The sequence below is a fragment of the Streptacidiphilus sp. P02-A3a genome (genome assembly GCF_014084105.1).
Lineage (GTDB): Bacteria > Actinomycetota > Actinomycetes > Streptomycetales > Streptomycetaceae > Streptacidiphilus.
This window is the reverse complement of record NZ_CP048289.1, coordinates 4,561,983-4,574,485: the sequence shown is the minus strand read 5'-3', so window position 1 is coordinate 4,574,485 and position 12,503 is coordinate 4,561,983. Positions and strand designations below refer to the sequence as shown.

General features: G+C 70.7%; 10 protein-coding genes and 2 pseudogenes. 8 read left to right on the top strand and 4 right to left on the bottom strand.

The features are described 5' to 3' along the window. The first annotated feature begins 45 nt into the window (after positions 1-45). Together GXP74_RS19845 and GXP74_RS19840 are read left to right on the top strand one after the other, a co-directional pair. Positions 46-684: an ATP-dependent Clp protease proteolytic subunit gene (locus GXP74_RS19845; RefSeq protein ID WP_182452792.1), complete on the top strand. Its 639-nt coding sequence runs from the start codon at positions 46-48 to the stop codon at positions 682-684. Position 685: 1 nt separating this feature from the next. After that, a complete protein-coding gene (locus tag GXP74_RS19840) occupies positions 686-1,288 on the top strand; it encodes a ClpP family protease (RefSeq protein ID WP_182452791.1) in 603 nt (200 codons plus the stop codon). A 70-nt stretch (positions 1,289-1,358) separates the two neighbouring features. Here the strand turns inward: GXP74_RS19840 and GXP74_RS19835 are convergent, their stop codons facing one another. Next, entirely contained in the window at positions 1,359-1,826 is a 468-nt protein-coding gene (locus GXP74_RS19835) for a helix-turn-helix domain-containing protein (RefSeq protein WP_182452790.1), read from the bottom strand. A gap of 307 nt (positions 1,827-2,133) precedes the next feature. Here GXP74_RS19835 and GXP74_RS19830 point away from each other — a divergent pair, with 307 nt between their 5' ends. Together GXP74_RS19830 and GXP74_RS19825 are read left to right on the top strand one after the other, a co-directional pair. Then, positions 2,134-4,776: a glycoside hydrolase family 48 protein gene (locus GXP74_RS19830; RefSeq protein ID WP_182452789.1), complete on the top strand. Its 2,643-nt coding sequence runs from the start codon at positions 2,134-2,136 to the stop codon at positions 4,774-4,776. A gap of 112 nt (positions 4,777-4,888) precedes the next feature. Next, positions 4,889-6,322, top strand: a complete 1,434-nt coding sequence (locus GXP74_RS19825; RefSeq protein ID WP_182452788.1) for an endo-1,4-beta-xylanase — start codon at positions 4,889-4,891, stop codon at positions 6,320-6,322. 157 nt (positions 6,323-6,479) lie between these two features. Here GXP74_RS19825 and GXP74_RS19820 read toward each other — a convergent pair whose 3' ends face one another. From GXP74_RS19820 to GXP74_RS19810, 3 genes are all read right to left on the bottom strand, one after another. Beyond that, complete coding sequence (locus GXP74_RS19820) at positions 6,480-6,872, bottom strand: MarR family transcriptional regulator (protein WP_182452787.1); 393 nt, start codon at positions 6,870-6,872, stop codon at positions 6,480-6,482. Positions 6,873-7,005: 133 nt separating this feature from the next. Then, a complete protein-coding gene (locus GXP74_RS19815; protein WP_182452786.1) occupies positions 7,006-8,103 on the bottom strand; it encodes a DUF6528 family protein in 1,098 nt (365 codons plus the stop codon). Between the two features lie 9 nt (positions 8,104-8,112). After that, a complete protein-coding gene (locus GXP74_RS19810; RefSeq protein WP_182452785.1) occupies positions 8,113-8,499 on the bottom strand; it encodes a hypothetical protein in 387 nt (128 codons plus the stop codon). 112 nt (positions 8,500-8,611) lie between these two features. Here GXP74_RS19810 and GXP74_RS19805 point away from each other — a divergent pair. The 4 genes and pseudogenes from GXP74_RS19805 (at position 8,612) to GXP74_RS19785 (ending at position 12,056) form a co-directional block, all read left to right on the top strand. Beyond that, positions 8,612-9,629, top strand: a pseudogene (locus GXP74_RS19805) (IS5 family transposase). Beyond that, positions 9,626-10,537, top strand: a pseudogene (locus GXP74_RS40505) (replication initiator). The pseudogenes GXP74_RS19805 and GXP74_RS40505 overlap by 4 nt, the downstream one beginning before the upstream one ends. Beyond that, positions 10,534-10,728 (top strand): helix-turn-helix domain-containing protein, encoded by a 195-nt coding sequence (locus GXP74_RS19790; protein WP_182452782.1) that lies wholly within the window; start codon positions 10,534-10,536, stop codon positions 10,726-10,728. The pseudogene GXP74_RS40505 and the gene GXP74_RS19790 overlap by 4 nt, the downstream one beginning before the upstream one ends. Then, a complete protein-coding gene (locus GXP74_RS19785) occupies positions 10,728-12,056 on the top strand; it encodes a site-specific integrase (protein ID WP_182452781.1) in 1,329 nt (442 codons plus the stop codon). The genes GXP74_RS19790 and GXP74_RS19785 overlap by 1 nt, the downstream gene beginning before the upstream one ends. Positions 12,057-12,503 lie beyond the last annotated feature (447 nt).

Here is a 12,503-nt window from a genome sequence, read left to right as displayed (position 1 = left end):
GCAAGAGTGGAGTCAACGGCGTTCCTGCCTCGACAAGGAGACCCGATGACTCCACTGACCACCCTCCAACCCCGCGCGGAGGAGGGCGACACCGCGCCCAGCCGCTTCGACGACCACCTCGCGGCCCAACTGCTCGCCCAGCGGATCGTGCTCCTCGGCACCCAGGTCGACGAGGTGTCGGCCAACCGGGTGTGCGCGCAACTGCTGCTGCTGTCGGCGGAGGACCCGCACACCGACATCAACCTGTACATCAACAGCCCCGGCGGCTCGGTCACCGCGGGCCTCGCCATCTACGACACCATGCGGCTCATCCCGAACGACGTCTCGACGCTGGCGATGGGGATGGCCGCCAGCATGGGCCAGTTCCTGCTCACCGTGGGGACCTCCGGCAAGCGCTTCGCGCTGCCCAACGCGCGGGTCATGATGCACCAGCCCTCGGCGGGCATCGGCGGCACCACCGCGGACATCGAGATCCAGGCGCAGAACCTCCAGTTCACCAAGAAGGCCATCGAGAAGATCACCGCCGAGCACACCGGCCAGAGCGAGGAGACGATCACCCGGGACGGCGACCGGGACCGCTGGTTCACGGCCGAACAGGCCAAGGAGTACGGAATCGTGGACCGGGTGGTGGAGTCGCTCGCCAGCATCCGCCCGACCACCTCGCGTCCTCGGATGGGGTTGTGACATGGGCTCCTACACTGTTCCCTACGTCATCGAACGCACCGCGCAGGGCGAACGGTCCTACGACGTCTTCAGCCGGTTGCTCAACGAGCGGATCATCTTCCTCGGCACCGAGATCGACGACGGCGTCGCCAACGTGGTCATCGCGCAACTCCTGCACCTGGAGTCGGCCGGCCCCGAGCAGGAGATCTCGATCTACCTCAACTCGCCCGGCGGCTCGTTCACCTCACTGATGGCGATCTACGACACGATGACGTTCGTGCAGGCGCCGATCTCCACGTTCTGCGTCGGCCAGGCGGCGTCCACCGCCGCGGTGCTGCTGGCCGGCGGGGATCCCGGACGGCGGTTCGTGTTGCAGCACGCGCGGGTACTGCTCGGCCAACCGGCCAGCAACGGCCGCCGGGGAATGGTCTCCGACCTCAGCCTCGCCGCCAAGGAGATGGTCCGCGTCCGCTCCCAGGTGGAGGAGATCCTGTCCCGGCACACGCATCACGACACGGCGACGCTGCGCGCGGACATGGACCGGGACAAGGTGCTCACCGCCGACGAGGCCGTCAGCTACGGGCTCGCCGACGAGGTACTGCGCCGCCGCCTCGCGTTCGCCTGACCCCGCGCGACCGGGCCCCGAGGCCCGCCGGTACAACGGCGCCGCGCCCCGTTGTACCGGCGCCGGCCGCTCAGGCCACGAGGCACAGGCCGTCGTACCGCGCCGTGGGCGCCGTGCGCTCCCGGTCCCGGACCACCCGGTCGCGGACCACCCGGTCGCGGACCACCCGGCCGCGGGAGTGCTGGGCCAGCTCGTCCTGGGCGAGCGAGAGCAGGTCGCCCAGGCCGAGGCCGAGGGCCTGGGCGGCGGCGGCGAGCACCTCGGAGGAGGCCTCCTTGCGCCCGCGCTCCAGCTCCGACAGGTACGGCATCGAGATCCGGGCCGCCTGCGCGACGTCCTTGAGCGTGCGCTCCTGGGCGAGCCGCTCGCGCCGCAGCGCGCCGCCGACCAGGTGGCGCCACAACGGCTCCCTCGGCCGGGGGGCCGGGGGCGTTCCCCTCGGCCGCTGCGGAACGCGGGGCGCCCCCTCGGAGCCGGGCGGCTGGGCCGCCGGGCGCAGCGGGATGACGCGGGCTTCGTTCGGCGCAGGAGTGCTCACCCCTCCAGCCTAGGGATCCGCGGCGCCCGGGGAAGGGAGCGGCGCTCTGCCCTGGGCGAAGCCACGGGCCGAAGGACACCCGCGTTCGACAAATGAACGCAGCGCGACACCTTGACGGTGCATCAGCGAGATGACTTGATATGACCCGGCGTCACACAAGGCCACCACCAAGAGAGTTGATGCGTCGACTCTCCCGGCCGACGCCGCCCCCCTTTCATCCACCCCATGAAGGGCCTGATGCGCTTGAGATTGGGAGCGCTCCCATTCAGCTTCGGATCCCGTAGGTCCACGAAGGAGGAGTCCCGTTATGTCCGAGTCCCTGTCCCGAAGGCGGTTCGCCACCGCGGTCAGCGGCGCGCTGATGGCCGTGGCCGCCGCGCCCTCCATCGCCAGAGCCGCGGCGGCGGGCGGCGCCGCGTCGGGCGCCGCGAGCGCGACGACCGCGACGGACGCGTACACCCAGCAGTTCCTGACCCAGTACAACAAGATCAAGAATCCGGCGAACGGCTACTTCAGCGCGGCCGGGATCCCGTACCACAGCGTGGAGACGCTGATCGTCGAGGCCCCGGACTACGGGCACCAGACGACCTCGGAGGCGTTCAGTTTCTGGATGTGGCTGGAGGCCACCTACGGCCGGGTGACCGGGGACTGGACGGCGTTCAACAACGCGTGGACCACCGCCGAGCACTACATCATCCCCACGCACACCGACCAGCCGACCAACAGCTCGTACAACCCGAGCTCACCGGCGACGTACGCCCCGGAGTGGCCCTCCCCCAGCGACTACCCCAGTGCCCTCAACACCTCGGTCCCGGTGGGCCAGGACCCGCTGGCCAACGAGCTGACGTCGACCTACGGCACCGCGGACGTCTACGGCATGCACTGGCTGCTGGACGTCGACAACAAGTACGGCTACGGCAACACGCCCGGCACCGGCGCGGAGGCCGGGCCCAGCGCGAGCGGGCCGTCGTACATCAACAGCTACCAGCGCGGCTCCGCCGAGTCGGTGTGGCTGACGATCCCGCAGCCCACCACCGACCTGTTCAACTACGGTGGCCCGAACGGGTACCTGGACCTGTTCGTGGCGCAGAGCGGCGCGTACTCGAAGCAGTGGAAGTACACCGACGCCCCGGACGCCGACTCCCGCGCGGTGCAGGCCGCGTACTGGGCCTACCGCTGGGCCTCGGCCCAGGGCGCCGAGGGCCAGATCGCCGCCTCGGTGGCGAAGGCCGCCAAGATGGGCGACTACCTGCGGTACGCGTTCTTCGACAAGTACTTCAAGCAGATCGGCGACTGCGTCAACGCCAGTAGCTGCGCCGCTGGTACCGGCCGCAGCTCCGAGCACTACCTGCTGTCGTGGTACTACGCCTGGGGCGGGGCCGAGGCCGGCGGCGGCTGGGCCTGGCGGATCGGCGACGGCGCCTCGCACCAGGGGTACCAGAACCCGCTGGCCGCCTGGGCGCTGTCCACCGTGGCCACGCTGACCCCGCAGTCCCCGACCGCGCAGAGCGACTGGTCGGGCAGCCTGACCCGGCAGTTGGAGTTCTACCAGTGGCTCCAGTCGGCCGAGGGCGCCATGGCCGGCGGCTGCACCAACAGCTGGGAGGGGCAGTACGCCACCCCGCCCGCGGGCACCTCGACCTTCTACGGCATGGCCTACGACTGGGAGCCGGTCTACCACGACCCGCCGAGCAACAACTGGTTCGGCTTCCAGGCGTGGTCGATGGAGCGCGTCGCGGAGTACTACTACGTGACCGGCGACGCCAGGGCCAAGGCGCTGCTGGACAAGTGGGTGGCCTGGGCCGTCTCGCAGACCACGGTCACCGCGACGAACTTCCAGATCCCGTCCACGCTCGGCTGGTCCGGCCAGCCGGACACCTGGAACCCGACCACCCCGGGGGCCAACTCCGGGCTGCACGTCTCGGTGGTCGACTACGGCAACGACGTCGGTGTCGCGGCGGCGTACGCCAAGACCCTGATGTACTACTCGGCCAAGTCAGGTGACACGGCGTCAGGAGCCTTGGCGAAGAGCCTGCTCGACGTGATGGCGACGTTCGCGGACACCATCGGCATCTCGGTTCCGGAGACCCGCACCGACTACAGCTCGTTCGGCGCCACGGTGTACGTGCCGACCGGCTGGTCGGGCAAGATGCCGAACGGCGACGCGATCGTGCCCGGGGCCACCTTCACCTCCATCCGCTCCTGGTACAAGAGCGACCCGAACTGGTCGCAGGTGCAGACCTACCTGAACGGCGGGGCCGCGCCCGTCTTCACGTACCACCGCTTCTGGGCGCAGGCGGACATCGCCATGGCCTACGCGGTGTACGGCGAGCTGTTCGAGGGCGCGGGCACCGGTCCGACGGCGACCCCGCCGACGGTGCCGACCGGTCTGGCGGCCTCGAACGTGACGAGCACCTCGGTGACCCTCACCTGGACCGCGTCCACCGACTCGGCCAGCAGTGTGGCGGGCTACACCGTGTACCGGGGCTCGACCAAGGTCGGCCTGACCACCGGCACCTCGTACACCGACACCGGGCTGACGCCCGCCACCGGCTACTCGTACACGGTCACCGCCCAGGACCCGGCGGGCGACACCTCGGCGGCCTCCGCCGCGCTGTCGGTCACCACCTCGGCCGCGCCCGCCGGCGGCAGCTGCACGGCTGTCTACAGCGTCAGCAGCGACTGGGGCAGCGGCTTCAACGGCAACGTCACCATCACCAACAACGGCACCACCGCCACCAAGACCTGGAAGGTCACCTGGACCTGGCCGGGCAACCAGACCATCAGCAACATGTGGAACGCCGGCTACACCCAGACCGGTACCTCGGTCACCGCCACCAGCATGACCTACAACAACGCCATCGCCCCGGGTGCCAGCACCAGCTTCGGCTTCGGCGCCACGTACACCGGCACCAACACCGCCCCGACGGTGACCGTCACCTCCACCTGACCGGCCCCTCGCGCGTGCGCCCGGGTCCGTCGCCCGGGCGCACGCGCACGCCCGCCCGCACCTCCGCCCGCCCGCCCAGTCCGCCCAGTCCGCCCGAGGAAAGGACACCACGGTGTCAGTCCACGCACGCCTGCGGCACCGCCTGTTGGCGGTGGCCGCCGCACTCGCGGCAGTCGCGCTCCTGCTGACCGCGCTGAGCGCCCGAGCGGGCGCGACCGGCGGCGGCCTCAAGTCCCTCGCCGAGGCGAAGGGCATCTACTTCGGCACCGCGCTGACCCAGGGCAACCTGGGCGTCCCCGCGCTCACCGCCGTCGCCGCCGCCCAGTTCGACATGGTCACCCCCGGCAACGAGATGAAGTGGGACACCACCGAACCCTCCGACGGGAGCTACGACTTCGCCCCCGGCGACCAGATCGTCTCCTACGCCCAGGCGAACGGCATGCGGGTGCGCGGGCACAACCTGGTGTGGGACAGCCAGCTGCCGTCCTGGGTGTCCAGCCTGCCCAGCGCCCAGGTGCAGTCCGCGATGGAGGGCCACATCACCACCGAGGTCACCCACTACCGGGGCCAGGTCTACTCCTGGGACGTGGTCAACGAGCCCTTCAACGACGACGGCACCCTCAAGCAGGACGTCTTCTTCAACGCGATGGGCAGCGGCTACATCGCCGACGCCCTGCGGACCGCCCACGCCGCGGACCCCGGCGCCAAGCTCTACCTGAACGACTACAACATCGAGGGGGAGAACGCCAAGAGCGACGCGATGTACACCCTGGTGCGGTCGCTCAAGGCGCAGGGCGTGCCGATCGACGGCGTCGGTTTCGAGAGCCACTTCATCCTCGGGCAGGTGCCGTCGACGATGGCGGCGAACCTGGAGCGCTTCACCGCGCTGGGCGTGGACGTCGCCGTCACCGAGCTCGACGACCGCATCCCGCTCCCGGCCACCAGCGCCGACCTGGCCCAGCAGGCCGACGACTACGCCGCCGTGGTCCAGGACTGCCTGGCCGTCAGCGGCTGCGTCGGGGTCTCCCAGTGGGGGGTCGGCGACGCCGACTCCTGGATCCCGGGCACCTTCCCCGGCTACGGCGCGGCCACCATGTTCGACAGCGACTACCAGCCCAAGCCCGCGTACGGCGCCGTCGTCGCCGCCCTGGGCGGCTCCGCCACCGGCCCCTCCGCCTCCGCGTCGGCCTCCGCCCCGCCTTCCGCTTCCGGGTCCCCCGGCGCTCCTGCGGGCGGCTGCCAGGTGGCCGACTCGGTCGACGCCTGGAACACCGGGATGACCGAGAACATCACCCTGACCAACACCGGCGCCACCACCCTCGGCGCCTGGTCCCTGGTCTTCACCCTGGGCGGCGGACAGGCCGTCAGCTCCACCTGGAACGCGGCCATCAGCCCGAGTACCGGGCAGGTCACCGCCACCAACCTCAGCTACAACGGGACCCTCGCCCCGGGTGCCTCCGCCAGTTTCGGTTTCCAGGCCACCCAGACCGGCGACTTCGCGGCACCCGCCTCGTTCAGCCTGGGCGGCGTCAGCTGCGTCGGCTGAGCGCAACGCGGCCGACGGCTGCGGCCGTCAGGTCGCCGCCGGTGCGGCCGTGGCCCGGTCGGCCTGGGGGTCCTCGCCGTAGAGCTCGCTGATCAGGTCGACGCCGGTGACGATCCCCAGAAAGGCGTCGAGGCCGGCGAGCTGGCCGGTCCTGGGCTCAGGGGGGCGGTTGGTCGGGTCGCTCGGTGCTCAGGTACTGCTCGATCCGGCGCTGGTTCCCGACCAGACGCAGGCACAGGTTGATCTGGCCCCGGACGGACCGGCGGTCGTGTGGGTCCTGGACCCGCCGCACAAGCTGGTCGCGCTCCAGCGTGTCGACCACTCCGGTGACGTTGCGCGAACTCACCCCGCCGGCGTGGGCGATCTCACCGGTGGCCAGACCGGACCGCGTGGCGGCGCTCAACCGTACGAGGACGTCCCGTGCCCCCGCGCTCATGCCGCGTCCCTGCGTCCCGTGGGAGCGGAGCCGGTCCACTGCCTGCGCGGCCGACCGGACGGCCGCGGCCGCCTCCAGCGGGAGCGTACCGCCGCCGGGCGCGAACAGGCTCATCGACGCCCGGACGCCGGGGTCGACAGCAGGCCGTCGCTGTCGTCGGCCAGCGCTCCCGAAATTTTATGTACGTGCTTCACCATGAGGCAGTGCCTTACTTTACCGAGGGCTCCCCCGCCAGGGGTGGCGGAGCTCAGCGGGCCCGGGCCGCCCACGGTCCTTCGGCCGGGCCGCCCAGCCAGGCGGAGAGCGGGCCGGGCATCCAGCGGGCCTTGTACAGGCTCGCCCCCTCGACGCGCTGACGGCCGTCGGGCGCGTGGAAGTCGATGGTGGACGTGCACCAGGGGCACGGGTTGTCCGTCACCGGGGCCACCGTCAGGACCTGGCCGGTGAGCGGGTCGTCGCCGACGCTCTTGACCCCCGGTCCGTCGATGTCCTGCTGCCCGAGGTAGGCGGTGAAGTCGGCGCCGGTGACGGAGTACTGGTAGACGTGGCCCACGGTGGTGACCCACAGCCGGTCGCCGTCGTCCGCGCGCACCGACAGGTCGTGGCCGCCGGGGGCGGGCAGCTCCACCGCCAGGACGGTCGTCAGCCGCGGATCGTCCGGCGCGCCGCCGACGTCCAACGCGACCAGCAGGCGGTCCCCCAGCGCCCACAGCACCTGACGGACGGCGTCCCACTGCAGGCCGTGCGCCCCGGGCAGGTCGAACTGGGCGCAGCGGGTCGCCCGCGGGCCCTGGGAGGCGGCGTAGAGGCGGACGAATCCGGCCTCGCTGGCCGCGATCGCGACGTTGCCGTCCGGCAGGAGTTCCAGTGTGTGGACGTTTCCGCTGGTGGCGGTGGACCAGTAGGCGCGGCCGGTGGGGTAGGGGACGACGGCGGCCAGGCCCGCGGAGGCGCAGGTGAGCAGCCACTGCCGGCCGTTGCTGAGGCGGTACTTCGCTTCGCTGACCAGCCGCCAGGTGTCCTTGGGGGCGAGGTGGTCCAGGCTGCTGTCGCCGGTCGGCGACCAGGACCACAGGGCCGCCTGTCGCGCCGAGCGGCGTTGGGGCGCGTCGCCGTCCAGCCAGCTGGGGTCGTTCGGGTCCAGTACCAGGACCCGCTCGCTGGCCTGGTCGGCGGCCAGGAGCAGGCTCAGGGTCGGTAGGGGGCCGTCGTCGCGGGGCTGCCGCGGGCGGCGGGTGGCGGCGGGCGGCGGGGCGGGTACGGTGGCGGCGCCCAGCGCCGCCGCCGTGGCGGTCAGGACGTCGCGCCTGCTCGGAGCCGGGGGGAACGCGGTGTCGGGGCCCATGGGGTCATTTCACACGATGGGGCGGTCCGGGGCCGTGGTTGACGCCGGGTCGGCGGCGGGGTGTTCGGGCAGGGTGACCGCCCGCAGGTAGGCCTCGGCGAACAGTTCGCTGACCTCGGCCGGGGATGGCGGGGCGGCGCCGAGTACGGGTTCCAGGACCGGGCGCGTCAGGATGTGGGTGACCATCGGGCCCGCCAGGAGCTGGAACAGGACCGGCAGGGGCAGTGGTCGGATCCGGCCCGCCCGCACGTGCGGTTGCAGGACGTGGGCGAGGCTGTCGGTCAGGCGTGGCAGGTACGCGCGCATGGTGTGCGCGGCGGGGCCGTCCGGTCGGCTGAAGAGGTCCGCGAAGATCGCCGGGAGGACCCGCGGTTCGCGGTCGAGTGCGGTGGTCATGGTCCGGTAGAGCCTTCGCACGGTGTCGTCCAGGTGCTCGGGCGGGTCGGCGGCCAGAGCCTGTTTGTGGTTCGGATCTTTCGGTGGTGGTCGTTGCTGGTAGAACTCGGGTGTGGCGCGTTTTGATGTGACGGATGCCGAATGGGCTCTGATCGAGCCTCTGCTGCCGGTGGCGGCCACGGGGCCGTTGCCCCGGCGGGTGCGGGACCAGTTCAACGGGGTGATCTGGCGTTTTCGCAACGGGGCTGGCTGGCGTGATGTCCCGGAGCGGTACGGGCCGTGGTCCACGGTGTACTCCCGGTTCAACCACTGGGCCAGGGCCGGGGTGTTCCAGGGGCTGATGGACGCGTTGATCGCCGAGGCGGCCGGGCGTGGCCTGGTCGGACTGGAGTTGGTGAGCGTGGACTCCACGGTCGTGCGCGCGCACCAGGACTCAGCGGGCCTGGCTGTCGCCGGGGAGACCCTGGACGCCCTCGAACAGGCACTGACCGAGGAAAAAGGGGCTCCGCTTCCGCGTCAGCCGCCGGTGTGGCGGGTGGTGCGACACAGCCCGAGACGGATGAGGCCGGTGCAGGCCAGGCGGGACGGATCGTGCCGCAACGCGACGTCGTCGCAGAGCCCGAGCGAAGGCCGCCGGACTCGGCCGGTCCCGGGGTGGCCTGAGCAGCAAGGTCCATGCCGCGGTCGACTCCGCCGGGCTCCCTCTGGTCTTCGTCCTGACACCCGGTCAGTCGGGAGACTGCCCGCAGTTCCGGACCGTGCTGGAGAAGGTCAGGGTCCCGGGGCCGGTCGGCCGCCCGCGCACCCGCCCGGACGCGGTCGCCGCCGACAAGGCCTACTCCTCTAAGGCCAACCGGTCCTACCTGCGCAAACGAGGCATCAAGGCCGTCATCCCGGAAAAGCGCGACCAGGCCGCCAACCGCAAGAAGAAGGGCAGCAGGGGCGGCCGGCCCGTCAGCCACGACACCGAGCTCTACAAACAGAGGAACACCGTCGAACGTTGCGTCCAGAAGCTCAAGACCTGGCGGGGCGTGGCGACTCGCTACGACAAGAGCCCGGAAAGCTTCGAGGCTGGACTCCACCTCCGAGGCTCGATCATGTGGCTGAAGCGCCTCACCGCAACCACATGATCCGAACCCCGAACAGCTCCTACCTGCGCCGCGAGCTGGCGGCCCTGCTCGGCATGACCCAGAAGGCCATGCGCACCGCGTTGCGCGTGTCCTTCGCCAAGGTCGCCGAGTACCAAAAGCGCGGCCTGGTCCACTTCCACGCTGTGATCCGCCTCGACGGACCCGACGGCAGCAACACGCCCCCGCCGCGCGAGGCCACCACAAGCGTGCTCACCATGGCTATTCAAGGCCGCCGCCCACCGCGGTGGTCCTGGCCGTGAACTAGACGCCGTCGGGGACCGGAAATCGTCTGGGGCGAACAGGTCGACGTCCGCACCATCGCCGCCTTCGGCACCGACGCCAAGCTCACCGACCACGCCGTGGCGGCGTACGCCGCCACGTACGCCACCAAGTCCGCCGACGACTCCGGCGCCCTGGACCGCTCCCTGTTCTGCGCCCCCTGCAACGGGCGCGGGATGGCCGTGTCCGCACAGACCGGTGTACCGGTGGAGTGCCGGGCCTGCTCGGGCACCGGCCAGTCCCGCCCGCTGCCCCGCCTGGCCGTGGAACGACACGTGCGGCAGATGATCCGTACCTGCTGGGACCTGGGCCAGCGACCGGAGTTCGCCGACCTCAAGCTCTGGAAGTGGGCGCACATGCTCGGCTTCCGGGGCCACTTCTCCACCAAGTCCCGGTTCTACTCGGTCACCCTCGGCGCACTGCGCGACGCCCGCCGGACCTGGCGCACCGATCAGGCACGCGCACGCGCCGACCTGCCCGACCTCGACCCGACAACGACCCTGGTCGTCGGCCACTGGGCCTACCACGGGTCGGGTTACAGCCCCGGCGAGGAACTCCTCGCCGCCACCGTCCGGCACGACCGCGCCCACCAACGACAGTTCCAGCACGAAGGCGGGGACCGCCCATGACCGCGCCCGCCCCGGAGGAACTGCTGACAGTCCCGCAGGTCATGGCCCGCCTCCAACTCGGCCGCTCCGCTGTCTACGACCTCCTGCGCACCCGGCAACTCGGCTCCATCACCCTCGGCCGCGCCCGCCGCATCCCCGCACTCGCCCTCACCGACTTCATCCGCACCCGACTCGAACAGGACGCCACCTGATGACCACACCCCAGGGCACCCCCGCCTCCCGCCGCAGCCGAGCCAACGGAGACGGCACCATCTACCAGCGCCAGGACGGCCGCTGGGAAGCCGCCGGATACGTCCTCGCCGCAGGCGACACCCGCAAGCGCATCCGCGTCTACGGCACCACCCGCAAAGAGGCCCTGGCCAAGTTCACCGACAAGATCGCCACCAGCAACCGCGGCGTCCCCGTACCCTCCGCACAAGGCAGCCTGGGCGCCTACCTGACGTACTGGCTGGAGAACGTCGCCGTCCACTACCTCCGCGAGAACACCCACACCCGCTACCCCGCCTGCGCCAACCAGTACCTCATCCCCGGCCTGGGCAAGAAGAAGCTCGCCAAACTCACCGCCAAGGACGTCCGCTCCTGGCTCAACGACCTGCGCACCGTCTGCCAGTGCTGCGCACGCGGCACCGACGCCAGCCGCAACCCCCAAGCCCAGACCAGCCGCCGCCCCCGCTGCTGCGCCATCGGGAAGTGCTGCCACAAGCGGCTGTCCCCGCTGACCCTGGCCTACGTGCACTCCATGCTCAAGTCCGCCCTGGAGCACGCCGTCCGCGAAGAGGAGATCCCGCGCAACGTGGCCCGCAACGTCCGCATGGGCACCCCCCGACCCCTCCGCTTCGAACCCCTCACCGCCGAGGAGGCTCGTGCGTTCCTTGCCGCCACGAACGGGCACCGGCTGAGCGCGCTGTTCGAGCTCGCCCTCCGCACCGGACTGCGCAAGGGCGAACTCCTCGGCCTGCGATGGGAGGACCTCGACCTGGCCGGCGGATCCGCCAGCATCCGCCGCACCTTGCAGCGCACTAACTCCAGCGGCCTTGTCGCCCTGCCCACCAAGACCCAGAGCTCGGAACGGCGCATCGCCCTGCCCACCGAGTGCCTGCGCTCCCTCGAACAGCACCGCGACCGGCAGCGTCAGGACCGCGAGGCGGCGGGGGCGGGCTGGAAGGCGAGCGGCTACGTCTTCACCCGACCCGACGGCAACCCGATCAAAGGAGCCACCCTCACCCGACACTTCAACACCCTGCTCCGCCGAGCCACCCTCCGCCGCATCCGCTTCCACGACCTCCGGCACTCGGCGGCCACTCTCCTCCTGGAACAGGGCGTCGAACTCGTCGTCATCAAGGAACTCCTCGGCCACGCCCACATCGGCGTGACCGCGACGGTGTACGCCCACGTCCGACTCCGCCTCCAACGCGACGCCATCAACCTCCTCGGCAACGCCCTCCGCAACTCCAACGAGACCGCCACCCGACCCGACGACGGCGACGAACCACCACTTTGGGCAGCACCCGTCCGCTGACGTTGCCGTCAACTACTGCCGTCAGAGGCCCCAGCGGCCCCACCGGAGCACTTCCGGTGGGGCTCCACTTTCTATCGACAGCGTTTCGCCAGGGTATTACAGAGCCGAGATCAGACTCCCGCAGACGCTTCCCGCTCCCATTCCATCACTGGCCTCAGCAGTGGGCCTACAAAAGTGCGAGCCCCACAGAGATAGAAAGTCCACCTCTTCGCAGGCCAGCCGCGACATGACAGTCCGTCGGAGTTCGTGGTTATGCGCTGACATCCGTGCTTGTTACCGTCACCGCTGCCGTCGGAGGCCTGAATCATACAGTGGAGGATAGCCACTCTCGTTTCGGCCTTGCAATTACGCGCGACTAGTTGCGAGTTGCGGAGCCATCCTTAGGGGAAGTACTTACTCCGATGCATCCGATTACTTTAAGCGGGTCCGGGTCAAGGAAGAGCTGAA

What these genes read in the sequence shown, in the direction of transcription:
- GXP74_RS19820 (WP_182452787.1), bottom strand. Translation starts at nt 6,872, where the DNA reads ATGAGCCTGTTCGCGCCCGGCGGCGGTACGCTCCCGCTGGAGGCGGCC.
- GXP74_RS19845 (WP_182452792.1), top strand. Translation starts at nt 46, where the DNA reads ATGACTCCACTGACCACCCTCCAACCCCGCGCGGAGGAGGGCGACACC.
- GXP74_RS19810 (WP_182452785.1), bottom strand. Translation starts at nt 8,499, where the DNA reads ATGACCACCGCACTCGACCGCGAACCGCGGGTCCTCCCGGCGATCTTC.
- GXP74_RS19830 (WP_182452789.1), top strand. Translation starts at nt 2,134, where the DNA reads ATGTCCGAGTCCCTGTCCCGAAGGCGGTTCGCCACCGCGGTCAGCGGC.
- GXP74_RS19815 (WP_182452786.1), bottom strand. Translation starts at nt 8,103, where the DNA reads ATGGGCCCCGACACCGCGTTCCCCCCGGCTCCGAGCAGGCGCGACGTC.
- GXP74_RS19840 (WP_182452791.1), top strand. Translation starts at nt 686, where the DNA reads ATGGGCTCCTACACTGTTCCCTACGTCATCGAACGCACCGCGCAGGGC.
- GXP74_RS19785 (WP_182452781.1), top strand. Translation starts at nt 10,728, where the DNA reads ATGACCACACCCCAGGGCACCCCCGCCTCCCGCCGCAGCCGAGCCAAC.
- GXP74_RS19790 (WP_182452782.1), top strand. Translation starts at nt 10,534, where the DNA reads ATGACCGCGCCCGCCCCGGAGGAACTGCTGACAGTCCCGCAGGTCATG.